This is a genomic window from Paraliomyxa miuraensis (assembly GCF_026337845.1).
Taxonomy (GTDB): domain Bacteria; phylum Myxococcota_A; class Polyangia; order Nannocystales; family Nannocystaceae; genus Paraliomyxa; species Paraliomyxa miuraensis.
In genome coordinates, this window is sequence record NZ_JAOVZF010000159.1 from 159,062 (window position 1) to 184,066 (window position 25,005).

Annotated in this window: 11 protein-coding genes; 2 read left to right on the top strand and 9 right to left on the bottom strand. The window is 71.3% G+C overall.

The window, feature by feature from the left end:
• Positions 1-59: 59 nt before the first annotated feature.
• The 3 genes from OEB96_RS31980 to pepN form a co-directional block, all read right to left on the bottom strand.
• Positions 60-569 (bottom strand): hypothetical protein, encoded by a 510-nt coding sequence (locus OEB96_RS31980; protein ID WP_266220613.1) that lies wholly within the window; start codon positions 567-569, stop codon positions 60-62.
• A gap of 119 nt (positions 570-688) precedes the next feature.
• The gene (locus tag OEB96_RS31985) at positions 689-1,342 is read right to left on the bottom strand and encodes a hypothetical protein (protein WP_266220614.1); all 654 of its coding nucleotides are present in this window, start codon (positions 1,340-1,342) and stop codon (positions 689-691) included.
• 144 nt (positions 1,343-1,486) lie between these two features.
• Positions 1,487-4,162, bottom strand: a complete 2,676-nt coding sequence (gene pepN / locus OEB96_RS31990) for an aminopeptidase N (RefSeq protein WP_266220615.1) — start codon at positions 4,160-4,162, stop codon at positions 1,487-1,489.
• A 183-nt stretch (positions 4,163-4,345) separates the two neighbouring features.
• Between pepN and OEB96_RS31995 the strand changes: the two genes are divergently transcribed.
• On the top strand, positions 4,346-5,149 hold the full coding sequence (locus OEB96_RS31995; RefSeq protein ID WP_266220616.1) for a FadR/GntR family transcriptional regulator: 804 nt from the start codon (positions 4,346-4,348) through the stop codon (positions 5,147-5,149).
• 130 nt (positions 5,150-5,279) lie between these two features.
• Entirely contained in the window at positions 5,280-6,002 is a 723-nt protein-coding gene (locus OEB96_RS32000) for a sterol desaturase family protein (RefSeq protein ID WP_266220617.1), read from the top strand.
• Between the two features lie 67 nt (positions 6,003-6,069).
• On the opposite strand, the gene OEB96_RS32005 is transcribed toward OEB96_RS32000, so the two are convergent.
• The 6 genes from OEB96_RS32005 to OEB96_RS32030 form a co-directional block, all read right to left on the bottom strand.
• Entirely contained in the window at positions 6,070-7,821 is a 1,752-nt protein-coding gene (locus tag OEB96_RS32005; RefSeq protein WP_266220618.1) for a DUF4215 domain-containing protein, read from the bottom strand.
• A gap of 196 nt (positions 7,822-8,017) precedes the next feature.
• Positions 8,018-12,934 carry a hypothetical protein gene (locus tag OEB96_RS32010; protein ID WP_266220619.1) on the bottom strand — a complete coding sequence of 1,639 codons (4,917 nt, stop codon included), beginning with the start codon at positions 12,932-12,934 and terminating at the stop codon, positions 8,018-8,020.
• Complete coding sequence (locus OEB96_RS32015; RefSeq protein ID WP_266220620.1) at positions 12,931-18,027, bottom strand: hypothetical protein; 5,097 nt, start codon at positions 18,025-18,027, stop codon at positions 12,931-12,933. The genes OEB96_RS32010 and OEB96_RS32015 overlap by 4 nt, the downstream gene beginning before the upstream one ends.
• Complete coding sequence (locus tag OEB96_RS32020; RefSeq protein ID WP_266220621.1) at positions 18,024-19,148, bottom strand: hypothetical protein; 1,125 nt, start codon at positions 19,146-19,148, stop codon at positions 18,024-18,026. Before OEB96_RS32020 ends, OEB96_RS32015 begins: the two co-directional genes overlap by 4 nt.
• Positions 19,149-19,153: 5 nt before the next feature.
• On the bottom strand, positions 19,154-21,835 hold the full coding sequence (locus tag OEB96_RS32025) for a hypothetical protein (RefSeq protein ID WP_266220622.1): 2,682 nt from the start codon (positions 21,833-21,835) through the stop codon (positions 19,154-19,156).
• On the bottom strand, positions 21,825-24,995 hold the full coding sequence (locus OEB96_RS32030; protein ID WP_266220623.1) for a poly-gamma-glutamate biosynthesis protein PgsC/CapC: 3,171 nt from the start codon (positions 24,993-24,995) through the stop codon (positions 21,825-21,827). Before OEB96_RS32030 ends, OEB96_RS32025 begins: the two co-directional genes overlap by 11 nt.
• Positions 24,996-25,005 lie beyond the last annotated feature (10 nt).

Sequence of the window (25,005 nt, forward strand, 5' to 3'; positions counted from 1 at the left end):
ATGTCGTCAAACGAATTCTCTCGCGAGCGAGCGCGATCGCGCACGAACGGCGTGGTGCATCACGACGCCTGCAAGCACGCCTGGAACTCCACGTCCTCGTCCGCGCAGGGGTAGCTGCCGCCCAGCATGTCGCCCTCGAGCCAGGCCTGGGCCTCGTCGCACGACAGCGCGGTCACGCACTCCTGCTGGGCGATGTACTCGCTCTCGCAGCCGGCCACGTCGCTGTCGATGGTGGCGCAGGGGATTCCGCAGTTGGGGATCATGACCAGCTCGCAGGCCACCAGGTGCTCGCACGCGGTCATGCACACGCCGAGCGGGTCGGGCCCCGTGCCCGTGGCGCTGCCGCTGCCCTCCCCAGGGGCGGTGGAGGGGCCGGTGGAGGAGGTGCCGTCGGCAGAGCCGACCGAGGTCGGCTCGCTCGTCTGCCCGGTCTCGGTTCCCCCGGTGCTGGTGCCGGTGCCGGTGGCGTCCGCGGTGCCGCTGTCAGCCACGGTGGTGTCGGAGGCGTCGTCGCTCCCGGGGCAGGCCAGCAGCAAGGTGCAAGCAAAGGCGATGAAGGTACGGTTCATGGACCGATCCAACCCCAACTCCGACGTCGGATGCAACGACGAGCGCCGACCGGCCCCATTGCCCTCCGGTCGGCCACTGCCCGCGGTCGGCCACCGCGGCCCTGGGCGACCGCCCGAGGTCAGCCGCCGAATTCCCCGATCACCGTGACCACCACGTCGAGCTCGACCACCAGCTCGGGCTGCTCGAACGGTCGTAGACGCACCCAGAGGTGAGCGGGCAGGCCCTCGATGTCCTCGGGGTCGATACCGTCGGGCACGATGATCGGCAGGAACGACGACTGGTAGCTCCCGTCGGGCATCACCACCCAGTCGAGGGTGTAGTTGGCGATCCGCTTGAAGTGTCCGCCGGGGCCGTCGTTGTAGCCCTCGATGTCCATCTCCATGTCGACCAGCGGTCCGGTCTCGTCCATCCAGCTGGTGGGGTTGCCCGGCAGGTAGAACTCGGCGCCGCGCAGGGGCATGGGGAACATCTGCGCTCCCTGGCCGCCGAGCACGATGGGAAAGTCGTCGCCGTCGGCGAGGGGGACGTACTCGCCGTCGCCCCAGCCCACCTCGAACCATCCCACGGGCTCCACGGTGTCGCCCATCGAGGTGTCCGGGATGGTGGTGGAGGTCGTGGGACCCACGCTGGTCGCCGTTGGATTGGAGTCGGACTCCGAGTCGTCGTCACCGTCGTCGTCGGACGAGACCTGGGGTCCACAGCCCAGGAGCAGCGCCAGCGCGCTGGCCAGCAGCGTGGGGGAGCGGAAGCGGCGTGCCCACCAGGGGTTCATGAGTGCCTCGTGACGAACGAAGGAGTAGGCGAGGAAGGGAGAGGGCCCGGCCCGGCCGGCGGCATGAAGCCGGTGCGCAGGCCCTCCCGACAAGGGTGTGGGACGTGACCGTCCCGCGCAAGTGTCGAAGATGTCGGGTCGGATTCAGCTCCCCAGCGCCTTGGTGGTCAGCTCGAACACGTCGCGAGAGAGTCCGTCGCGACGGGAGATCCGCAAGAGCTGCTCGCGCATGCGCTCGCGCCGACCCGCATCGTAGCGCTGCCAGTGCCCCAGGGGCCCCAGCAGGCGCGCGGCCGCCTGCGGGTTGCGGCGGTCGAGCTCGAGCACGTGGTCGGCCAGCAGCGCATAGCCGCGGCCGTCGATCGCGTGGAAGTGGACCTGGTTGCGAACCGAGAACGCACCCAGCAGCGAGCGCACGCGGTTGGGGTTCTTGAGCGTGAAGTCGGGATGCTCGGTGAGCCCGATCACCCGCTCGAGGGTGTCGTGCCCCCCGGACACCGCCTGCACCGAGAACCACTTGTCGATCACCAGCGGGTCGTCCTTCCACTGCGCATGGAAGTCGTCGAGCGCGGCCTGGCGCGCGGGGTCGCCTGCCTCCACCAGGCACATCAGCGCCGCCTCGGCGTCGGTCATGTTGTCGGCGTCTCGCAGCTGGGCCTGCGCCCATGCCACCGCCTGGGCGCGTCCGTCGGCGTCGCTCTGCTCGCCCAGCAGCCACAGCACGCTCGCACGCAGGCGGCGGGCCGCGATCGCCTCGCGATCGAGGCGATAGGGCCCCCCCCGAGGGCCGGGCAGGGCGTCCTCGTAGGTCCGACGCAGCGCCTGCGCATGGGCATCGGCCAGGGCTCGCAGCACGGCCTTGCGCGCGTCGTGGATCCCATCGACGTCGATCTCGTCCATCGCCTGCCCCAGCACGCGCTCGTCGGGCAGGGTCAGCATCAGCGACTTGAGCGAGCCGTCGAGCCGAGGATCGACCAGGATCTTGCCCCAGGCGTCCACGAGACCGGCATCGGCCCGCATGGTCCGGCCGCGGGCGCGGTCGGCCACCATGCCCAGGATCATGCGCTGCGCATAGCTCTGCGCCGCGTCCCAGCGGTTGAACGGGTCGGGGTCGTGCCCCATCGCGAACGCCAGCTCCTGCTCGTCGCGCGGCAGCTCGAGCTTGACGGGCGCCGAGAACCCGCGCAGCACCGAGGGCACGGGGCGCCTGTCGATGCCATGGAAGGTGAAGGTCTGCTCGGGCTCCCGCAGCTCGAGCAGCGCCGTGCCGTCCTGCAGCCGCGCGGCCGGCTCGATGCGCGAGGGCACCTGGTCGCGCCCGTCGGGGTCCACCAGGCCCACCCTCACCGGAATGTGCAGGGGCTCGATCGCACCCTGGGCGGTGGCGGGAGGGCGCTGGCGCAAGGTGAGGGTGTAGCGGCTCTCGCCCTCGTCCCAGACCCCCGCCGCCTCCACCACCGGGGTGCCCACTTGATCGTACCAGCGCGCGAACTGTCGCAGATCGACCCCGCTGCCGTCGGCCATGGCGGCCACGAAGTCGTCGCAGGTCACGGCCCGACCGTCGTGGCGCTCGAAGTAGAGATCCATGCCCTTGCGGAAGCCCTCGGGTCCCAGGAGCGTGTGGATCATGCGGATGACCTCGGCGCCCTTGCTGTACACCGTGACCGTGTAGAAGTTGTTCATCTCGATGTACGCATCGGGGCGGATCGGATGTGCGGTGGGCGAGGCATCCTCGGCGAACTGCGCCGTGCGGAGCGTGCGGACGTCCATGATCCGCTTGACCGCGGGCGAGCCCATGTCGGCCGAGAACTGCTCGTCGCGAAACACGGTCAGGCCCTCCTTGAGGGTGAGCTGGAACCAGTCGCGGCAGGTCACCCGGTTGCCGGTCCAGTTGTGGAAGTACTCGTGGGCGATGACCCCCTCGATGTTCTCGAAGTCGTCGTCGGTGGCGGTGCGCGGCCGGGCCAGCACGAACTTGTCGTTGAAGATGTTCAGGCCCTTGTTCTCCATCGCCGCCATGTTGAAGTCGCTGACCGCGACGACCATGTAGACGTCGAGGTCGTACTCGAGCCCGAACACCTCCTCGTCCCAGGCCATGGCCTTGTGCAGCGATCGCAGCGCGTGCTCGCACGCGTCGACGTTGTGGGGCTCGACCCAGATCTCGGTGCGGACGGTCCGGCCCGAGCGGGTGGTGAAGGTGCCCGCGTGGCAGCGCAGGTCGGCGGCGACCAGCGCGAACAGGTAGCAGGGCTTGGGGAACGGATCGCGCCAGCGCACGAAGTGGCGGCCGTCGGGCAGCTCGCCCTCGCCCTCGCGATTGCCGTTGGACAGCAGCACCGGGTAGCGCTCGCGCTCGGCCTCGATCGTGGTGGTGTAGCGCGCCATCACGTCGGGGCGATCGAGGAAGTAGGTGATGCGACGAAAGCCCTCGGCCTCGCACTGGGTGCAGAACGTGCGGCCCGAGCGGTAGAGCCCTTCCAGCTGAGTGTTGCTCTGGGGCTCGGTGCGGACCACGGTGGACAGCACGAAGCGCTCGGGGACGTCGACGAGGGTCAGGCTCTGATCGTCGACCCGGTAGTGCTCCGGCGTGAGCGCGGTGCCATCGAGCGTCACTTGCTCGAGGGTGAGCGTCTCGCCCTGCAGGACCAGCGGGTGCGGAGGCGTCGTTGGCTCGACGGCCGGGTTGCGCCGCACGTGCAGCGTGGCGTGGGTCCTGGCGTGGTCCTCGAACAGACACACCCGCAGCTCCACCTCGTCGATGAGGTAGGCGGGCGGGCGGTAGTCCTTGCGATGGATGGGTTGCGGGCGAGGATCTTTCATCGGGCCCTCGGGTGGTTCGGTGCCAGCATACGGAAGCCCGGCCATCGGGGCTTGCCCTCGCGACTGGCGCGTTGCCATCACCACCACCGGCAGGGGCGCCTCGGGGGAATGACTCAAATTGGTATGACCAGTTGACCATCGGTCCGAGATCCACTACGGTAGGCAAGAAGGTACGCACCACCCATGGGCCTGCGCCGAATCGCCAAGAAGACGCTCTCCGACGAGGTCTACGACCAGCTCTCGGGGGAGATCGTCGCGGGGCGGCTTGGCCCGGGGGTGAGCCTGCCGGCCGAGCGTCAGCTCTGCGACATGCTCGGGGTCAACCGCGGAGCGGTCCGCGAGGCCCTCAAGCGGCTCGCCCAGGCCGGGCTGGTGACCATCTCCCAAGGGGGTGGGACCAAGGTGCTCGACTTTCGCCGCAGCGCTGGCCTCGACTTCCTCGGTCGCCTGCTGTTCCGGCGCGATGGGACCATCGACCTCCAGGTGGCCCGCAGCGTGATGGAGATGCGCGCGGCCCTGGCCCCCGACATTGCGCGGCTGTGCGCGTGTCGGGCCGACTCGGGTGATGCGGCCGTGCTGCGGCAGCTGGTCCAGCACATGGACACGGCGGCCAAGGCCGACGACCTGCTCGAGCTGCAGGGGCTGTCGCTTCGCTTCTGGGACGCGATGGTTCGCGGCTCCGGCAACATCGCCTACGAGCTGGCGTTCAACACGCTGCGCGAGACCTACGACCAGCTGCGCGAGCTGCTGGTCCACGTGATGGAGGACGAGGTTCGCGACGTTCGCAGCCATCGTGCCATCGCCGAGGCGGTCGCGCGCGCCGACGAGCTGTCGGCCAAGCACGTGTCGGCGGCCTTGATGGAGCAGGGCACCCGCCGGGTGCTCGAGCTGGTGGCCGCGCTCGAGGATGCAAATCGCCGCGGCGGTGGTTCACCCGCCGACGACTCGCCCGATTCGTTCTTCGTGGGCGACGGCGACGACTCCTAGATTCCCTTCTCTCGATCGCGGGTCTCGCCGCGATTGCTGGCCTGGTCCTGGCCCACGTCACCATGGGGGTGGCGGGGCGCTCGCCGACCCCTGGTCGGCCCATGTTCGAATCCGAAGAAGGAGCACGGTGATGAACGCCGCGAGCTCCACCGTGGCGGGCCGGCGAGCCCGCCCGGTGGCCCACGATCCACGCGCGCCTGGGCTGTCCCTGCGCGATGCCTTCCTCATCTTCACCCGTCAGCTGTCGGCGCGAATCATCGCGGGGATGCTGGCGGTCGCGCTCGTCGTCCGGCTGGCGGTGGGCGGCTTGCGGGGCTGGGACCTCGTGGTCCTGGTTGCGCTCTTGTTGGCCCATCCCTTCGTCGAGTGGGTGATCCACGTGGGCGTCCTGCACTGGCGACCGCGGCGGCTGGGGCGGCGGGTCGTCGACACCGAGCTCGCTCGCGAGCACCGGGCCCACCACCGGTCGCCCCACGACCCGCGGCACTGGTTCATCCCCATGCGCGGCGGCCTGCTCGGCTTCTGGCTGGTTGCGGGCCTGCTGGGCCTGGTCGCGCCCACCTTCGCGCTATGGCTGACCTTCCTGGTGGGGGCCTCGGCGCTGGCGCTGGCCTACGAGTGGACCCACTACCTGTGCCACACCAGCTATCGCCCGCGAGGGCGGGTGTACAAGCGGCTGTGGAAGCACCATCGGCTGCACCACTTCAAGAACGAGCACTACTGGATGGGGGTGACCATGCACATGGGCGATCGGGTGCTGCACACCAATCCCGACCCCAGGAACGTGGAGACCTCGCCGACCTGCCGCAACCTGCTGGGGCGCAACCTGCTCGGCCAGGCCGATCCGGCTTGAGACGAGACGAGGCTCGACCGCTCCGCCATGGAAGGCTCGGGGCGGTCGAGGGGCTCGATGCGCCGAGTCAGCGACGGCGTCGGCGACCGAAGCCGAGCACGCCCAGCCCCAGCAGCCAGGCGAAGCCGGTGAGCGGGCGCTCCTGGCCCGCCACGCAGCCGCAGCCACCGCCGCCGTCGGAGATACCGCCCGAGTCCGTGTCCGTGTCGGTCTCGCCGGTTCCGCTCGCATCGGCCCCCGTCATCGGTCCCCCGGTGGTGCCGGCGCTGGCGCCCCCGCTCCCTCCGCCGCTCTCGTCCAGACCGTCGCCCGTGGTGCCGGGCTCCGGCTCGATCGTGCAGTCGCTGCGGCAGCCGTCGCCGTCCTCGAGGTTGCCGTCGTCGCACTCCTCGACGCCGTCGTGCACGAAGCCGTCACCGCACGCGGCGGGGAGGCAGGCCGACGTGCACTCGTCGCCGTCGTCGGTGTTGCCGTCGTCGCACTCCTCCACTCCGTCCTGCAAGAAGCCATCGCCGCAGCTGGCGGCCAGGCAGGTCGTGAGGCAGTCGTCGGTGTCGTCGTCGTTGGTGTCGTCGCAATCCTCCCCGGGGTCGACCAGGCCGTTGCCGCAGCAGATCACCGGGATCTCCACGACCGCGTTGGAGGACGTGCCGTCGTTGAGCTCCACCAGGGCATAGACGAACGGGGTCTCGCCCAGGCCTCGCGCGGCGATGGCGGTGGTGCTCAGCATGTTCTGCACCGTGAAGTCGCCCACCATGTCGTCGTCGACGTCGATGCTGTCGGCGAACGTGGTGAGCACCGGCAGCGACGAGGCCCCCAGGTCGGCCGCGTTGCACGAGAAGAAGATCGTCTCGCGGAAGCTGCCGGCCATCTGGTAGCCCCAGGCGTGCGTGGCCTGGCCCTGGTCGTTGATGGAGGCGAAGCGCAGCGAGGCCTGGGTCTGCAGCGTGACCCCGCCGATCACGTCGCCCTCGCGGATCGTGATCGCGCCGTTGTAGGCGAGGAACTCGTCGGTCGCCTCGTCGGTGTCGGTGTTGCCGGTCGCCAGGTAGTCGCCGTTGGCGTTGATCGACACCAGATCGAAGGAGGCCCAGTTGTCGCCCATGCCGGTGGGCTCGCCCTCTCGCATCACGACGACGTCGTCCACGACCACCACCACGTCGAACGCGGAGTCGCCCTCGACGTTGAGCACGTGGATCCGGTGCGCACCGTCCTCCGAGATCGCATAGTCGCTGTCGACGCCGCCGTCGGAGCCCGAGCCCGCGTCGTCGACCACCAGGCCGTCGACCATGTCGCCGGTGCGGAGCACGACCTCGATGGAGCCCGCGGTGCCGTCGGGGGTGCGGTACAGCGCCTTGTCGTCGGCGGCCGGGCTGCCGCCGGTGTTGATGCCCGCGACCCAGTAGATCGTGCCGTCGGCGGTCATCGTGGGGCGCGAGTGGAACACGTAGGTCGATCCGGGCGCGTAGCCGACGGCCTGATCGTTCGCGATGGCCAGCTGACCCATGTCGGTGAACAGGGCGTCCACTCCGTTGGCCGACGGCGAGTACACGAAGCCGCCCGCGGCGGTGCTGTCCATGGTGGGCTCGCCGATTCCGAGGAACGCCCCCATGAACATGCTGCCCTGCCACACCGCGGCACCGTCGACGAGCAGGGCGTGATCGCCGTCTTGAAGGGTGGCGAGCAGACCCACCGCGCCGCCGTCGTTGACGAAGGGCTCGTACACCGCGGTGACCGGCACGCCGCCGATCGAGTCGTCGGTGCGAAGGATCACTCGACCCGGTACGACGGCGGCGCTGGCCGACGTGGAGGCCAGCACGACCAGCGAGGCGAGGCCGGGGGTGACGATGGAGCGGGAGCGCAGGGAACGTGCGAGAGCGGGGGGTACGACAAGGCCCATACGGCCCAACGATACCAGTCTCCCGAACGCCGAGGCGCTCGCATGAAGGGGCGTCCGCGGCGTCGAGGGAGCGCTGGGTGCGTCCGGAACCTACGCCCCGAACCCAGGCCCGAACCTAGGCCTTGCGAAAACGCCTGAGCAGCCACCCGCCCTTCTCGCGCGCGTAGATTTCGCGCATCAGCACCGCGGCCTTGGGGTGGGCGATACGGCCGGTCACCAGGTCCTTCATGATCTGGGCCGACTCGTGGTACCGGCGGGCACCATCGAGGAAGTCGAGCCAGCCCTCGAGCCAGCTCACCAGCGGCTCTCGCCAATTGGACTTCTTCTTCTTGCGGTTGGGGTCGGCCGGGGCGTTGCCGCCCACGAGGGCGTCGAGGGTGGCCTTGCGCCGTTGGTAATCTGGCTCGACCTTGCTGCGCAGGCGGTCGAGCACGGGCCGCTCGGCGGGGAGCTGGGACTCGTATTCGTCCAGGAACCGCATCAGGAGCCCGAGATCGACCACGCCATGGTCGGCGAAGGCGATGATCCGCTCGAGCGCCGCGATCTTGCCCTCGACGTCGGCCGCCTGGACGTGGGCCCGCAGGTCGCCGAGCACGGCATCGATGGCCAGCCAGCGGTACACGAAGTCGAGGCCGGTGCCCTTGATGTTCTGGGTGCCCATGATGCGCACGTAGGTCCCGGGGGGCACACAACGTGCGCAGGTCTGGACGATGGCATCGCCCTTGGTCTTGGGATCCTCGACGACGACGATCATGTCCTCGAACAGCACCCGGTAGGCCTCGCGGACGCGACCCTCGAACGCGGCCACGTCGTCCGAGCGACGGTCGCGATGGAGCGCGTCGAGCTGACGTGCGAGGCGGGCGTGGATCACCGAGCGGGCGAGCTGCCGCAGGAAGTGGGCGTGCAGCTCGTTGCGTGAGCAGGGGCCGAGCACCTCGGGGAGCCCGTCGGGGCCGGAGGCCGGGCGCTCGCGCAGACCCTGCTCGAGCGCGGCCTGCAGCGCGCGGTCGTGCTCGAGGTCGTGCAGGACCTTGGGCAGCTCGAGCGAGCCGTCACGCTGCAGCGCTCGCTGGAGCTCCGTGGCCAGCGCCGCCTCGGTCGGTGCCGCCGCGGCAGCCTCGGCGAGCTCGAGCCCGCAGCCAGCCGCATACGTCGACAGGCACCGCAGCAGCGCAGCGGGCTCGGGCGCGGGGATCCGCAAGCGCCGCATCAGGGTGGCCAGACGGGCGCTGGTCCGCTGGGCACCCTCGGGCGCTTCGAGGTCGCCGGGGCGCACGATCTGAACGTTGGGCAGGTAGACCGCGAGGCTTCCGCGGACGAATGCCTGCAGACCTCGCAGGTTGGTGCCGATGAGCACGTGGCGGTCGACCACGGTGTCGTTGACCAGGATGCGCGCGAAGACCTCGCTGCGGCTGATGCGGTCGTCGCGGTTGTTGACCACGGTGATCACGACCTGCTCGGGGTCGTCGCTGCCGGCCAGCGCGGCGCAGCCGGTGCGGTCCCAGTTGGCCATGAAGCCGGCGCGCTCGTTGGCGGAGCAGCCGTTGATGAACTCGAGCACCCGCCCGCGCATGCGCACCTTGGGGTAGCTCTTGAGCACGCCGAGGTCGGGCACCACGTGCTGGGCCATGGTGACGATCGCCAGCTCGCGGTCGATCCCGAGCTCCTCGGCCATCGTGGCGACCAACGCGATGTTGCGCGGGTGCTCCTGGTAGGGGAAGAGGTCGAGCAGCTCGCGTGCGATGAGGTCGCCGTCGCGGTTGCCCAGGGCCACCATGGTGCTCCGCTGGCGCTGGCACACCTCGCGAAACAGCGGCAGGAAGTTGATCTCGCTGGTGATCACCTTGCCCCGTGGGGGGATGAAGCACGCGATCGTGGAGGCCACGTCGATGCCGGACGGGCCCTGGATGTCCTCGTGGTCGGGGTACGCGTTGGTGAGGGTGCACAGGTCGTCGCGCATCCACTTGTGCTGCAGCACCTGCACGTACTTGGGATTGAGCGCCATGCACTCCCACAGGAACACGTCGCAGCGCAGGGCCGCGCCGAGCTGGAGCAGGGTGCGCTGCTCCCAGATCGTGGCCTTGCCGTAGGGACGAAACACGAAGATCTCCGAGGAGGGGCCCTCGGGGATCGAGTGGATCATCATGGCCTCGCAGCCGGTGGTCTTGGAGAACACCTGGTAGCCCAGGCCGTGGAACAGGCCCGCCTTGATCCGCTCCGTGCCAGACTTGCCGCGCGTTCCCCAGCCGCCGATCGACAGGGGAATCGACGCTCGGGCGCGGTCGATGGCACGGCGACGGCGATAGGATTCGCCCAGGAACAACCCGAACGCCCCCACGAAGAATGCGGCCAGCGAGTCCTGCTGGTTGGCCTGGATCGACAGGAAGTAGTGAGCGTGGGTCTGGAGCCAGTCCTGGAGCGGCGAGAACGTGGTCGACACCAGACCGCTCGGCGGCAGCAGGGCCAGCGCACGGGTGGGCGGGGTGGATGGATCGTCGTCGTCGGAGGGCGACCTGCGGGTCGCCGCCCTCATGCGCCGCTCCTTTCGAGCCGCTCGCTTCTCGGCCTTCGTCCGCTGCTTCCTCCCGGGTTTGTGGGGGGCCTCGGTGCGCGCGGGGGCCTCGGTGGGCTCGGGGGCCTCTGCGCGCTCGGGGGTCTCGATGCGCGCGGGTGCCATCGCGCGCTCGGGGATCTCGGTGCGCTCGGCCTTCTCCTTCTCTCGCTGTCGCTCCTTCTTCCGGCTCCTCCTCGTCCCTCTCTTCTTCCTGCGGGCGGTGCCCTCGTTCCGGGCCGTGGTGCTCGAGGCCCTCGCCGACGCGGGCTCGTCGCGGTCCGGTGCGCCCTTCTTTGCTGCGTCGGCTCGACGGGGTGCGGCGGGCAACAGCGAGGTGATGCGGCCGGGGAGGCGGCGCTCGTGACCGGCGGTGGGGGGCGGCGGCTCGAACTCCACCTCCACGCCGTACTGATCGCGGAGCATGGTGAGGTAGCGACGCCGCTCCTCGGGCTCGGGCGAGTCGAGGCTGATGCTGCGCTGCGCCGCGACCTCGGGGTAGCGTCGGACCAGGCGCAGGCGGGCCCACAGCCGGCGGACCAGCGAGCGCGCGGGGCGTAGCCTCGTCACTCCGAAGCTGCTGTAGATCTCGACGGGTCGTGGACGCAGCACGGGCAGCGAGCCGGCATCGTCGGCGGTGGGGATGTGGCGGCCCCAGCCCCCGTCGCCCCGAATGGTGACGCGCTCGCCGGGGACGACGGTGGGGGTGACCTCGTCCAGTCGGCCGCTGTGGGCACGAACGTCGCCGATCAGCGTGCGCCCAATGGTGTGACGAAAGCCCTGACGCTTGTTGGGGGCGGGGTGTCGCAGCTCGTGGAGCACCCGCCAGAGCTTGGTGGCGAAGCGATCGCCTCGGTGTAGCCACAGCGTGCGTCGTGACATCGAGCCGAACACGCCCCAGTCGTCACGGGTGAGCTCGGCGAGGGCGCGGCCCACCTCGGTGGGCGTGGCGGCGTCGTGGGGCAGGGGCACCCGGCAGCTCCCCGGGACCCGGGTGTCCTCGAGCGCGGCCCGCAGGCGCCGCACGAGGTTGCGGCGCGGGCCGCTGCGGATCCGATCGAGGGCCTCGAGGGTGGCCGCGGCCTCTTCGTGCACGGCCGCCGCCAGCCCGTCCGTACACGAGAGCTCGACGAGCGCGGGGACGAGCCGATCGAGCGCCGCAAAGGCGCGGTCGTGCTCATCGGCGAGGCGCTGCGCCTGCTGCCGTAGATCCTCGCACATCACCAGCAGCGGCAGTGGATCGCGCTCGTGCTCGAGGCTGATCCGCAGCAGCTCGAGCGCGCGCTCGGTCAGCGGCTCGAGCGGGGGGGCGCTGCCCAGCTCGATCCGCGAGTCGTTCCCCGGCTCGAGCCGGGGCAGCAGCGTCCCCAGCACGCCAACGAGCGACTTGGCCGCGTGGGCTCGCACGCGCGCGCTGCCGTCGCCGGGCCCCTCCGCCGAGGTTCCGAGCTGGGCGAGCACCTCGAGCGCCTCGGGATGGCCGGGCAGCAGGCGCGGCGCCATGACGGCGATGCCGATGCGGACGTGCTCGGTGGGCTCGTCGCGGGTGACCAGCTCCTCGAGCAATCCCACGGCCCACACGTCGTCGCGGTCGACGCGATCGAGCAGCAAGCGTCGCACCAGGAAGTCGAGCTCGTGATCGCCGGGTCGCAGCAGACGCTGCGCGGTGATCGACTTGGCCAGCTCGGGCGCGGCGCGCCACAGCACGTCGATCACGGCGGCGGCGACCCAGGGATGCTCGTTGGGCTCGTCCAGGCGGTCGCGGAGTCGATCGAGCGTTGCCGGGGGGAGCTCGTCGCCGATCCGGATCGTGGCCTCGAGCGCCAGCAGGGCGGCGCGTCGCGTCTGCCAGCGCGGTGAGCGTCCCACGCAGCCCGACAGGAACGCGACGAGATCCGAGCGCTCGAGCAGGGCCCGGGCCTCGTTGGCATCGGCCACGGCGTGGAGCGCCCCCGCGATGAAGGCGAGCAGCAGCTCGATCGAGGCGAGCAGGCGGTGGCGCTCTGCATCGTGGCGCTCCTTGAGCGCGGCCAGATCGAGGTGTCGTCGCAGGGCCGCCTGGTCGGCGCGCGCGCGCCAGCGGTCGGGGGCGGCCCGCCGCAGGTGCTCGGCCAGCAGCCGCTGCCGGGCCTCGGGGGTGGGCTGCGCGTCGTGGGCTCGGCTGAGGCGCCGGAACTGGGCCACCGCGGCGGCGTGCTCCTCCTCGAGCGCAGTCACCACGTAGCGGGCGTGCAACGCGGTCGCGGCCACTCGCGTGGGGCCCACCAGCTCGCGGTAGAGGTCGCTCTCGCCCTCGCGCTCGGCGATCCGACGCGCGAGCTCGTCGAGCATCCGGCGGCGGATCTTGACCTGCAACGGTGGCAGGTGGTCGGCCAGCAGCTTGGCAATGGCACGGCGATGGGTGCCGCTGCGCACGAAGAGCTGCAGCCGGGGATCGGCGGTTCGCCGCAGGCGGGCCAGGGCGGGGATCCGCAGGGTCACGGCGCTCCCTCCTCGACCGGAGGCCTCCACCACTGGGTGCGGTACAGGGGACGGAACAGCAGCTCCATGGGCGCGGTGTCGCGGATGCCCCGGCCGAGGGTGAGCTCGAACGAGAGCACGATGTCGAAGCCGTTTCGGACGGCGAACGGCCGCGAGAGATAGAGCGTATCGCGAACGTCGAGATTGAGGCGACCGATTGCGGGGAAGAGGTAGGTCAGCCCAGCGTTGAGGCTGGGCCCATGGCGCAGGAACGTACGGCTGCGGTCCTCGTCCGCGAGGCGCAGCGACCCACCGTAGCTCCCACCGTAGCGCACGAGCAGCGGCCGGCGGGTGTCCACGATGCCCTGCAGGTCGAGGCTCGCGTCGAGGTGGTCGATGGTGGCCATGTTGGCGTTGGGGGTGGTGCTCACCTCGCCGGCGAGCTGCAGGTCCTGGAACGGGAACCACCGCAGGCGGGCACCGGGCGTGAGTGCCAGCGGATGATCCTCGAGATAGGGCGAGTAGACCTGCGGATGGCTGGGCTCGGCGTCCGGGGCGTAGTCGGGCTCGTCGAGCGACTGATGGATGTAGTCGGCGCGGACGAAGGGCACCAGCACGAGCGCTGGACGAATCGCCATGGGACGATCGATCCGCAGCGTGGCATGCAGGCTCCACGCCGGGGCGCCGGCGTAGCGCTCGGACCACGCCGATACCGAGGCCATGCCACGCAGGCGCCGGGGGCCGCGCTGCGCGTAGAGGGTTGCGGCGGCACCTCCGGCTGCTCCCGCTCCGTCGCGACCTTGGCCATGCCCTGCCAGCTTGATCCACACGTGGCTGGGAGCCAGCTCGCGGCGCCACAGCACGCTGCCGCGGAGCTGGTTGCGGGGTCGAGGATCATCGGCCTCGGCGATGTCGGTGCGGCTGAACGCGAGCGCGGTCTGCCACGAGCCCAGCGGGCTGACGCGCTCGAGGTAGGGCTCGCCCACGTGCTCCCACGGGGTCGCGGCGAGCCCCGACGGCCACAGGATCCGCGCGCGCTCGAATGCCGGGCCGAGCGAGAGGCGCGAGGCGGGCCGTCGACGGGCGGCCTCGGCCTCGTCTTCGGCCTCGCCCTCGTCGGGTGCGGGGGCGGTCGTGGAGCCTCGACGCAGGGAGAGGCGGACCAACACCCCGCCCGTGGCGGCATCGACGACCACGCGTCGGGGTCCGGGCTCCGGCACGAGCACCAGTGCGGGCTCGCCGTTGGTGGGGACCGAGACGACCCGAGCATCGGTCCCATCGAGGCCGCCGAGCGTGACCGTCGCGGGGGCGGCCGTGCCCTCGCGCTCGGGGGCCAGGGTCACCTCCAAGGTCGTGGGCCCCAGCACGATCGACTCCACCGGAGAGTTCGGTCGCGCGAGCAGCCAGCGCATCGGTCGCTCGGGAGCGGGCGGGGGCTCGGTGGGCTCGATCACGGTCCAGCGCAGGGCGCAGCGCTGCTCCTGGTGCCCTGCGGGCAGCGAGACCTCGAGCCGCAGCGAGCCCTCCGAGGCGGGGAGCCGCAGGCGCGTCACCGTCCGCGGACTCGGGACCAGTGCATGCGTGGTGGTGGGGCCCTTGGCTTCGCCCACGCGAACCCGTAGCGGCGCGAGTCCCTGGTCTGGGTCTGGGTCTGGGTCGGGGTCGGGGGCCGACGGTCGGCGCTCGGAGTCGTCGCAGAATGCCTCGAGATCGAGCGTCTGCGGCTCGGGATGCTCGAGCCGCACCACGACCTGCGTGCCCGCACGCAGCACCCGGGCCTCGGTCGGGGACCAGGGCGGTGCGAGCAGAGCCCAGTGCAATCGCTCGCTCGGCGTGGGCTCGTGCCTCGCTCGCTCTTCCCCACGGTCGCGCGTGCCCGCGCTGCGCTCGGCCAGGCGCAATGGATTCCACTCGCTGCTGCTCGCAACGTGGTAGTGGAGCCGACGCAGGACGGGAGTATCGAGCTGCTCTCGCACCGAAGCGGTGATCCCGAATGCGAGCGGCTGCAGGGGCTCGAGGGCGGGATCCACGGGCTCGTCGGCGGTGCGGGGCAGAGCGGCCGCCAGCGCGAGCGCGGCGGCATAGCCGGTCGCGAGCGCATGGGTGCGGGTGTAGATTCGGGCGTGGGCCTCGAAGGCCTCCGCGAGGCGCCCCTCGTGCGCCGCAACGTCGGCGGCCAGCACCTCGGCGCGCAGGGGATCGGAAGGCGCGAGCGCGGCCACGGCCGGCTGCAGCACGATCGGCCGGCCGGTGAACCCGGGCCCAACCTCGACGAAATCGTCGCCGAGGTAGGCGTCGATCCGGGCCTGGAGCGCACGAACGGGCAGCACCAGGGGATCGGAGGGCGACAGCGGCCTGGTCTCGAGCATGCGGACCAGCTCGCCGCGGGCGCGTCGTACGTCGCCCACGTCGAGCAACCGGTGGGCGTGCTCGAGGCGGAGCGAGGCCGAGTGCGGCTCGTCGGCGAGGCTTCGGGTCGACGCCGCGAGGCGCTCGTAGGCATCTTCCCCTGAAGGCACGGATCGAGCACGGAGCGAAGGCGCGGACGCGGAGGTCGAGCCTCGCCCGTCGCTCGCCGCTCCCGCCTCGGTCGACGGACGCACGGGCAGCACGGTGGCCGCCTCGGGGGTCTCCCAGCGCCGCAGCTTGGCCGAGACCGCCACCGCGGCCCCGCCCGTGGGCACGACCCACAGCCGGGTCGCCTTGGCGGACACTGGCACCACCACCCGGGCGCGATCGGAGCTGTGAGTGGACGGCGCTCGCATCGTCAGCAGCCCGTGCGCGGCCGGGCCCGGATCGAGCCACACGCGGTGCCGGCTGCCGTCGTCGAAGTGGATCCACACCTCGATGGGGGCGGCCCGCGAGGGACGCTCGGGCACCCCGACCACGCGCAGGTCGAGCTGCGCCAGCGTGTCTCGTGACAGCGCTCCGAGCTCGAAGCTCACCGGGTGTCCCTCCGAGCGATCGGGCCACATCACGGTGCGCAGCGGGGTCGTCCGCATCGGCGCATCGGTGCCCGGCGCCGGGTGGAGCGTGCTGAACGCCTGGACCCCGGCGGGCGCCTCGAGTCGGACCGAGTGCACGCCGGTCGGGACCGCGACCTCGAACACGTCCGAGGTCCCTTGCATCGGTGCCGACCAGCGCTGGCCATCCACCTCGAGCACGATCATGCCGTCGATCGCCTCGCGGGCGTAGAGCAGCATGCGAAGCACCGGGGTGCGTCCGGCCTCGAAGGGGTGGGGCTCCGCCCGCAGCTGCACCGTGGTCCGCAGCGGCATCGACCACAGCGTCCCCGGCTCGGTCGGCGAAGACGTCGGGGGGCCTGGTGGCGCAGTCTCGATCCACATCCAGGGGCTCACATCGGTGGACGGTCGGAGCCGCGACCACTGCGTCCAGGTCCACAGGCGTACGTGCGCGCTGCGAAGCCGGGCCGTCAGCGGGGCCCGCGTCGCGACCGCGTCGAGGGCTCCCTCCAGGGGCCACAGCGCGCTGGGATCCTCGACGGCATCGACGAGCGCGGGCAGCTCGTCGCCGTTCAGCCACTGCGCCTGCGGGCGCAGGACCTCCACCGCGGCTCGCGGCTGCTCGGCGGCCATGAGCTGCTCGAACACCTCCATGCGCAGCTCGGTGTCGAGCGGGTCGCGCTGGCCCGCGTCGGGGAGGGCGGCGGCGATGCGATCGGCGCGGCTCGCTCGCTCCACCGCGCTCGCGTCCGAGTGGGCGAGCTGCTCGAGCTCGAGCAGCGCTCGGACTCGAGGTACGCGCTCGAGGGCCTGCGGCAGCTCGTCGGGACCCATCCACGGATCGGAGAGCAGCGCTCGCATCACGCTCGCGGCGGGGGACGAGTGATCCTCGAGCGCCGTGCGGGCGCGGCGGAGCGCGCGGGCTCGCGTGTGCGGAGCGTCCGCGCCGAGGGCACGCGGCAGCACGCGACCGAGCCGAGCCGTGAGCCCCACGTCCCCACCGCGCGTCTCCACCCGATACCGGTGCCGCCCTGGCCGCAGCGGCACGGCGAGCACGTACTCCTTGGAGACCCGCTGCCCGGTGCTGGCCACCGCATCCACCAGGGTGGGTATGGGCACATCGCGCTGCGCCGGGTCGGTGGTCCTCAGCGGTGTGGCGATCGTGTCGAGCCGTGCCACCACGCGCTCACGGCCATCGTCGTCGTGGCCGAGCACCACCAGCGAGATCGGCTCGGTCGCCGGGCCCTCGGGGGGAAACAGCGCACGGACCCCCAGGCGGAGCACGCTGGGGCCGCGCACCACGAAGCTCCACGGAGCCGACAGCCGCACGAGGGAGCCGGGCTCGCCGGGAGCGGGAGGCTGGTCGGGATCGTCGGTCACGTGCGGCAGCCACAGGGGCGTCGCTCCCGAGGGCTGCACGCTCTGCAGCTGCGACAGCGGGCGCAGGGTCTCCAGCTCGAGCGAGGCCCGGTGCGAGCGCCAGGCCACCAGCGCTCGCTCGACGTCCTCGTCGTACCCGGGCAGGCGGGCGAGCGCCTCGCCGATCTGGTGATCGGCGATCCGGCGCCGCAGGTAGCGCTCCGAGCCCGGCACCGCCGGGAGCCGCGGCAGCGAGCCCTCGCCCTCGATCCAGGCGATCGTCGCGTCGTGCACGTACTCCCAGATCCGGCTCCCGCGACGGGCCACCGCCTGCTCCACCACGATCGTCGTCGCGTGGTCCGACTCGATGACCCACGGGGCGCCCCAGCCGACGGGATTGTGGAGCAGCCACGACCCCTCGCCCTTGCGCTCGCCGGGCACGTCGACCCGCGCGTGGGCGCTGCCCGTGGCCGGCTCGACTCGACCAAAGCGCAGGGTGCCCGACGTCCCCGCTCGTGGCTTGCGAACGCGTACGGTGGCGAAGCCACGCATCCACACCACCACCGCCTTGCCGGGCGCGACCTCCACCGGCCCCGTGCGCGACGGGGTGCCCGCGGGCACGAACGGCGCCTCGGCGCGCACGTCGTCCGGGGCCACGCCGTGGTGGACCGGGACGGCCTGCCAGATCCACTCGGCGCGCTCGGACGGGGGAGGGACGGGAATGGCATGGGCGCCGCGGGCCACGAGCCCCACCACGAGCAGCATCAGCATCGCGGTCAGCCAGCGGCTCACGGCACCTCTTCGGGTCCAGGGTCCGGTCCAGGGGCGGGCTCGGGGGCGGTCGCCGGACCGCGCTCGGGCTCGGGCTCGGGCTCGAGCTCGAACTCGGGCTCGAGCCCGGAAGGGATCGCGGTGGCGCGCAGGGCCGCGGCGAAGCGCGCGGCGGCGCCATCACGACGACGAAGTTCCTTGCGCAGCATCCCGGACAGCTCGATGTGCAGGAAGCTGGCGCTCGGCTCCCGACGCAGGCGCCGGCCGATCACGTTGGTGACGCCGCCGAGCTCGGCTACGTCCTCCGGATAGCGAGCGATCGGCACGCCGAGCGCGTCCTGCAGGGCCGCGGCCACGGCCTCGACGCGGGGCCCTCCGTCGTCATCCGCGCCCGCGCTCACCACGGCGCGCGCCTCGGGCCGATCGGGCAGCACGTGGTCGTCGGCGTAGCCGTGGAGCTGCACCACCTCGATGGCCCCCACCGCTCGCACCACGCCCATCGTGGCCGCCACGAACGCGTGCGCGTCGTTGTGGCACACGTCGGATGGGTTGTCCTCGCCCTCTTGCTTGCGCTTGTCTCCGTCGAGCTGCACGTAGCGGTGCATGGTGTTGGTGAACAAGCCGCGAAAGCTCGCGGGCTCGGCCAGCAGGATCTCGAGCGCCAGCTCTCCCGTGCCCAGATCGTGGAACGCGTGCGGAGCCTGGAGCAGCCGCTCGGGCCCCGACGGCGGGCCGATGCGCAGCAGGAAGGCGCCCGTGCTCCCGCGCTCGGACGAGCGCTCGAGCAGGGCCAGATAGTGGTGTCTCCCCACGCGCCAGCGCTCGACGACCAGCCCTGCCGCATGCGCGATCCGGGGCACGGGCTCGAGGCTCGCGAGACCGAGCGCATGGAGGGTGGCGGCGTGGAGCGCCGCCTCGGTCGCCTCGAGACGGGCCGCATCGGGAGCCACGTACGGCGTACGGCCCAGCTGTGGCCACAGGGTGCCCCGAATGGATCGAAGGCTCATCTCCTGCTCGTCGCCCACCGTGGCCACCTGTTCGACGGGGGTGGAACCTCGACCCTCGTGCGCGGCGTCGTCGCGCCCCGCCAGCACGCAGCTCGCCGCCGTCGCGAACCACAGGATCTCTCGTGAGCGGGTCATCGGCGTCATGGTGCCCCCGCCTCGTCGGTGAGGTCGAGCGCCGGGCCGAGGTCGAGCACGCGCTCGGTCCACTCCATCGTGCGTGCCTCCTCGGGCGCGCCCGTGCCCCGCCGAAACAGGCGCACCCACACCGCCGGTCCGTCGTCCAGCCTCAGGGCGATGCGGTGGCGCCCTGGGCTCAGGTCGGAGCCCAGCGGGATCGGGATGCGCCCCAGCGTCTCGCACCTTGCCTGGGCCCGATCGAAGAACACCAGCTCCGCGCGCTCACCATGGGCCGGTAGCTGGCGCTTGCGCGTGGCCGCCGTCACTCGATCCACGGGAACCGCCCGGCGGCGCAAGGGAACGCCCTCGTCGAGCACCACGCTCAGTCGGCCCTCGTCGAAGCGGTCGCAGCGATACGCGAGCGCGTTGACGTAGTCGCGTGCATTCCCGGATTTCTCGAACCACAGCCCCATGAGCCTGCGATCGAGTCGGTAGAGGGTGATCACCCGGTAGACCTCGGCCACGCCGCGGTCCGGGCGTAGCGTCGGGCGATCGATGTAGACCCGCACCCCGTCGGGTACTGCGCCCAGCTCGAGCTGGTGGAGCCCGCGGCCCATGGCGGGCAGTCGAGACGTGCTGCGCGTGCTGACGATCGGCACGCGCTGCGGCCGACCGTCGAGCGTGAGCTCGAGCTCCCGACCCAGCGCGGCCGCGGGGTCGCCGTCCACCAGCACCACCAGCGTCGCCCCCCAGTCGTCGTCGAGCGCGAGCGTGGCCCGACCGGGGCGCCAGCGCGCGTAGCGAGCCCACGGGGAATCGATCTCGGTGCGCTCGAGCACGGTGCGCCGCTCGTGTCTGGTGTAGGGCACGATGCTGACCCACGGCGAGCTCGTCGGCTCGGACGCCCGCCCGGCCGCGAGATCCTCGTCCTCGCTCCCGTCATGGCGTCGGCGCATCCAGTAGTCGCCGTCGCCCTCGCCCAGCAGCTCGAGCCGGATCGGCCCGTGCAGGTCGACCACCTGCCCCTGGTCTTGCAGGTCGGGAGTGTTGTGGGGCTGCAGGCGGAACCACCGCAGGTAGTCGATCGGGATCCTCCTCCACCGCGTACCCACCAGCATCGCTTCGTCATAGGGCGGATGCGGCGTGGGGGCCTCGGTCATGCCCGACCAGTAGGTATGGACCGAGACGATGGCCTCGGCGTCGGACTCGATCCGCAGGTGATGGGTGCCCTCGGGCACGATGATGCGGGCGATCTTCGCCGGGCTCACCCAGTACTCCCGATCGGCGTCGGCCGCATCCACCACCCACTCGTACTCCTCGAGGTGAGCGTCGGGCTCCACCACCCACTCACCATCCTCGATCGGGCGGCCGTGGCGGTCGATGAACGAGAACCGCACGGTGGCCGGACGCTGGGCGTCGGGGGTGCTGCGAGGCGGCACGGGAAGCTGCACGCGGATCTGCAGCATGGCCGACTCCAGATCGTCGGGCTCGACGAGCGCGTAGTCGGCGTGCAGTCCTCCGGGAAACAGGCGCACCCGCGGAGAGCGGGTCACCGTGGGTCGAAACGGACGCCCCAGTTCGAACCCGGGCAGCAGCTGTGCCTCTTCGCGAAAGTCGTCGTACCAGGCCTCGACCGTGGTCGGCGGCAGGTCGTGGCCTCGTATGTGCAGCGTGTGCGGCCCTGCGGGCAGCCACACGTCGAACTCCTCCCCTTCGCAGGGATCGACGACATCAGCGTCCACCACGCCCATCGCGTCGATGTGCACCACGTCGACCGCGGGGAGCGGATCCTCGGGCTCGGTGGGTCCGGGCTCGCGGGGCCCGGGCTCGCTGCGCTCGCGGCACTCGGCGTGGATCGAGACCGTGAGCAGCCCCGGTCCCCAGGCGGTGAGCGCGGTGGCTCGATCGTCCACCAGGGTGGTGGGCGGCGGAGGGGGCAGCTCGGCCGGAGGCGCTCGAAAGCCGGTGTAGAAGATCGTGTCGACCTCGTAGTCGACCCCCAGCTCGCCCACCGCCGACAGTCGATTCCAGCGCAGTCGCAGGCGCTCGAGCTTCTTCTCCTCCGTCAAGACGTCCCACGGCAGGTAGGTCAGGCGCCCGACCAGGCGCTCCTCGTCCTCGCGCGCGGGGCCGAAGTACGCCATCGCCAGGCCCAGCGAGGTGTCGTGGGAGCGCTCGTAGGCGCGCAGCAGCCCGTGGGAGGCCGCGGGGGCCTCGAGCGTGAACGAGATCCGCGAGCCGTAGGGGATGTTGCGCGGCAGGCTGATGAGGTGGACGCGATCGTCGGTGACCTCGGTGCCGGGCTCCAGGCCGAAGGCGTTCTCGCGCATCCAGTAGCCGTCGAGCCACTCGTCCTTGCTCTGGCGCGTCGACGTGTAGACCACCCGGTTCCAGATCGTCTGGCGGTTGGGATCCTCGATGCGCAGGCGCAGGCCGTAGTCGTAGGTGCGATCGGAGGCGTAGGCATGGCCGGGGGCGAGCACCAGATGAGTGATGAGGCGTAGCTCGGTCTCGTCGCCGTCGAGGTGGAACGAGGGACCGCTGCTGCCGTCGAAGCGGTAGTTGACCACGCGATCGGCCGTCTGCATCTTGCGCTGCAGCGGCGAATTGGCGACCTGTGACAGCGATCTTCGCAGCTCGCCGAGCTGCCAGATGCTCCACAGGGTGGCCGCGAAGATCGACGCCGCCAGGAGGTCACGGAGCACGCGACGATCCTCCGGACGGTGTGCTGCGTACCACCACTGCCGCGCTGCGCTGGAGCAGGGCTCGACCCAGGTGGAACCGCAGGTTGGGATCGTCGGTCATCAGCGTGTCACGTCGATCGGTGGCCTCGTCGAGCAGGGCCAGGCCGCGCAGGCTCCAGTCGGCCCCCTGGGCTTGCAGCAGCAGGGTCGGTCGCTTGGTGAGCCGACCTTGCCCCATCGAGACCTCGAACGCGCCGCCCGCCTCGGCCCGGACCAGCAGCCTCCGCAGCGCGTGGATGTCTCCCGACTTGCGGTAGTCCGATGCCAGGTGCAGCAGCTCGTCGAGCTCGACCGTTCGCTCGTCCGGCGGGGCTGCGGTTGGCGCGGTGTCGGTGTGGGGAAGCAAGCGATGGATCTCGGAGATCTCCCCGTACTCGATGTCCAGCGCCAACGCCCGTCGTTCCTCCTCGCCATCGCCTCGTCGTACGAAGCGCCCACGGACCTCCGGCGAGAACCACAGCAGCGCCACGTCGGCCGAGCCCAGCTCCAGCGAGTACTCCACCGCCGGACTGCCCAGGCCGGAGAGCGCGTGCAGCAGCGGCGAGCCGTCGCTCGTCAGCGGATCGCGGACCCAACCCAGCGGACCCTCGTCCTTGCGGAGCACCGACTGGAGCTTGAGCGGGAGGCGGCCCTTCTCGAGCACCGGTCGCCCCAGGCCGATCACGAGATCGGTGTCGAGCGCACGCTCCACCCCGAAGCCCAGCACCTGCATGATCAGCGGCCGCGTGGCACCGTCGCCCAGCGTGCGATCGAGGGCCTGATGGAACGGCAGCATGGGCGAGTGGATGTTGCCCACGGAGAGCGGATCCACGTGCTCGTCGGACGTGCTGGGCGCGATGTAGATCGCACGGGCGTCGAGCTGATGCCATAGCTCCAGCCCCAGCTGGTGGGTCCCGATCGCGCGACCGGGGCGCGGGACCTCCACCGCCATCGCACGAGCGCTGCCGCGGTGGACGAGCAAGGCGCCCCAGCCCAGACCTTCGCGACCGAGGGGGTCGAGGAGGGCCAGGCACGGCAGACCATCGCCGCAGTCGTCGATCCGCCACAGCTCGAGTCGCAGCTGGGTGGCACGCCAGGCCAGGCGCTCGAGCTCGCTCTCCGACGCTCGTCCCGCCGCCACGTCGATGAGCGGAGCGACCAGCTCGAGCTCCAGGTAGCGCGCTTCCTGGGCCGACGGCGACGGCGACGACGCCAGCGTGTGCACCAGGGGGTCCCGCTCGCGCTGCTCGATCCACGGCGGAGGCTCTGGCTCGTCGTGCACCGCCGCCGTCGAGCTCATGCGCATCAGCGTCTCCACGTCTCGCGGGCGAAGCCGCAGCGTTCCTCCGAACTTGGGGAGCGGTCCGGCCGACTCCACCGGGGGAGCCGACCACTCCAGCCCGATCTCCGCGGTCCACTCCTGTCGCAGATCGATCGACGGCGGCAGCGCGGCCCCCACGTGGAGGACGGGGTTGTCGCCCACGGCGGGGTCGCGGCGAAGCACCAGCATGGGCTGCTCGCGCAGGGCGTGGCGGGCGATGTCGTACGACGCGGTGGAGAGCCCCAGCCATGGGTCGCGCGTGACGTCGGCGCCCGCCACCAGCAACGCGCGGCAGCGCATGCGTCGGCAGAGCGCCGAGGCGGCCTCGGCCAGCGGTTCCTCCGCCACGGGACGTGGCACCGCGAGCACGGGGCCCGGCGCGCCCGGCACGAGCAGCGCCGTCTCCCATCCGTGCACGATGGCTCCGTCGCGCTCGAACAGCGCATAGGCGGCCCGGCCCTCGAGCTCTCCCACCGGCACGAGATCGAGGTCGAGCTCGTCGAGCTGCCGATCCAGGGTGGCTCGCAGCAGGGGATCGGGAGCCTCGATCCAGCGCGCCAGTCCGTCCCACGCCTCCTGGTAGCGCACGTTGTGTGCGTGGTCGGGCTCGCGATCGCTGCGCTCCAGCGCGCGGAGGTGTCCCAGCGCCGCCACCCCCTCGGGGCTCCGCAGCAGGCGGGTGCTGCTCCCGGGACCAAACGACGCGGAGGCTCGTGGCTGCGCGGTGGGGGGCGGATCCAGGAAGCTGAGCCCGAACCCCACCATGCTCCCCAGGACGAAGCCGCTGAACGAGGCGACCACGGTGGGAAGGAGCACCGCACGCATCGACTTGCGCTGCGTCATCTTGACGACCAGCAGCGAAGGCAGCAGATAGCCGAATCCGTAGAGATCGGTGATCTTGAGCGTGGGCAGGGAGTCTCCCATCGACCAGCCTATGATCCACTTGAGCAGCACGCTCGAAGTGAACACCAGCGCCAGCTTGCGCGGGCCCTCGATGGTGAGGCGCCGCAGACCCGGCGCCTTCGGCAGCCGCTGCGTCAAGAAGAACACCACGATCGCCTCGCCGAACGTGGTGGCGAGCTTGGCCGGGTGGAACCACAGCAGGCCCAGGAGTGCCGGGACCAGGATCCCGTTGAAATCCCAGCCATAGTAGAGGTTCAGCTGGGCCGCGACGTACGCCGTGCACAGGAAGATGATGTAGGCCTTGGCGTTGCCCACGAAGTCGATCGCGGTGTCCTCGTAGCTCAGCTCGAGCGCGCTGTACGACAGCGTGGTGTCGGGCAGCAGCCACCACGCCAGCAGCGCGTAGGTCGTGCCCGCGGTCACCAGCATCTGCCACGTGCCGCGGCGAAGATCGAGCTTCCACAGCAGGTTCGCCATCAGCGGCACCAGCACGATGCCGATGCTGCTGAACCCGCGCTGGAAGCTCATCGGCAGCTCGAGCCACGGACTGGCCGCCTCGATCGTCAGCGGCCACACCCAGGTCTGAGTGTGCTGGCGAACGAACACGCTCACGATCACCAGCAAGAAGAAGCGCTCGCGTCCGAAGAATTCGCTGCTGGCGCCCCCTCGTCCCAGGAGCTGCTCGAGCACCTTGGCGGTCGCGTAGGTCAGCACCGAGTCGAGCATCACCGCCAGGCCGGCCGCGGGCTGGATCACCAGCACCGAGGCGAGGTAGCCGGGCACGACAACGCCCACGAACACCCAGCCAAAGCTCTCCGCGAGCACGAACGTGACCAGGAAGCCCACGAGCACCGCGAGGAGGATCGACTGCTCGAGGCCACGGGGGATCTGGAATAGGAACTCGGTGGCGGGATCCATGATCCTCGCG

Bases quoted from the DNA above. Each gene is read 5' to 3' on its own strand.
- OEB96_RS31980 (WP_266220613.1), bottom strand. From the start codon at position 569: ATGAACCGTACCTTCATCGCCTTTGCTTGCACCTTGCTGCTGGCCTGC.
- OEB96_RS31985 (WP_266220614.1), bottom strand. From the start codon at position 1,342: ATGAACCCCTGGTGGGCACGCCGCTTCCGCTCCCCCACGCTGCTGGCC.
- OEB96_RS31995 (WP_266220616.1), top strand. From the start codon at position 4,346: ATGGGCCTGCGCCGAATCGCCAAGAAGACGCTCTCCGACGAGGTCTAC.
- OEB96_RS32030 (WP_266220623.1), bottom strand. From the start codon at position 24,995: ATGGATCCCGCCACCGAGTTCCTATTCCAGATCCCCCGTGGCCTCGAG.
- OEB96_RS32020 (WP_266220621.1), bottom strand. From the start codon at position 19,148: ATGACCCGCTCACGAGAGATCCTGTGGTTCGCGACGGCGGCGAGCTGC.
- OEB96_RS32000 (WP_266220617.1), top strand. From the start codon at position 5,280: ATGAACGCCGCGAGCTCCACCGTGGCGGGCCGGCGAGCCCGCCCGGTG.
- pepN (WP_266220615.1), bottom strand. From the start codon at position 4,162: ATGAAAGATCCTCGCCCGCAACCCATCCATCGCAAGGACTACCGCCCG.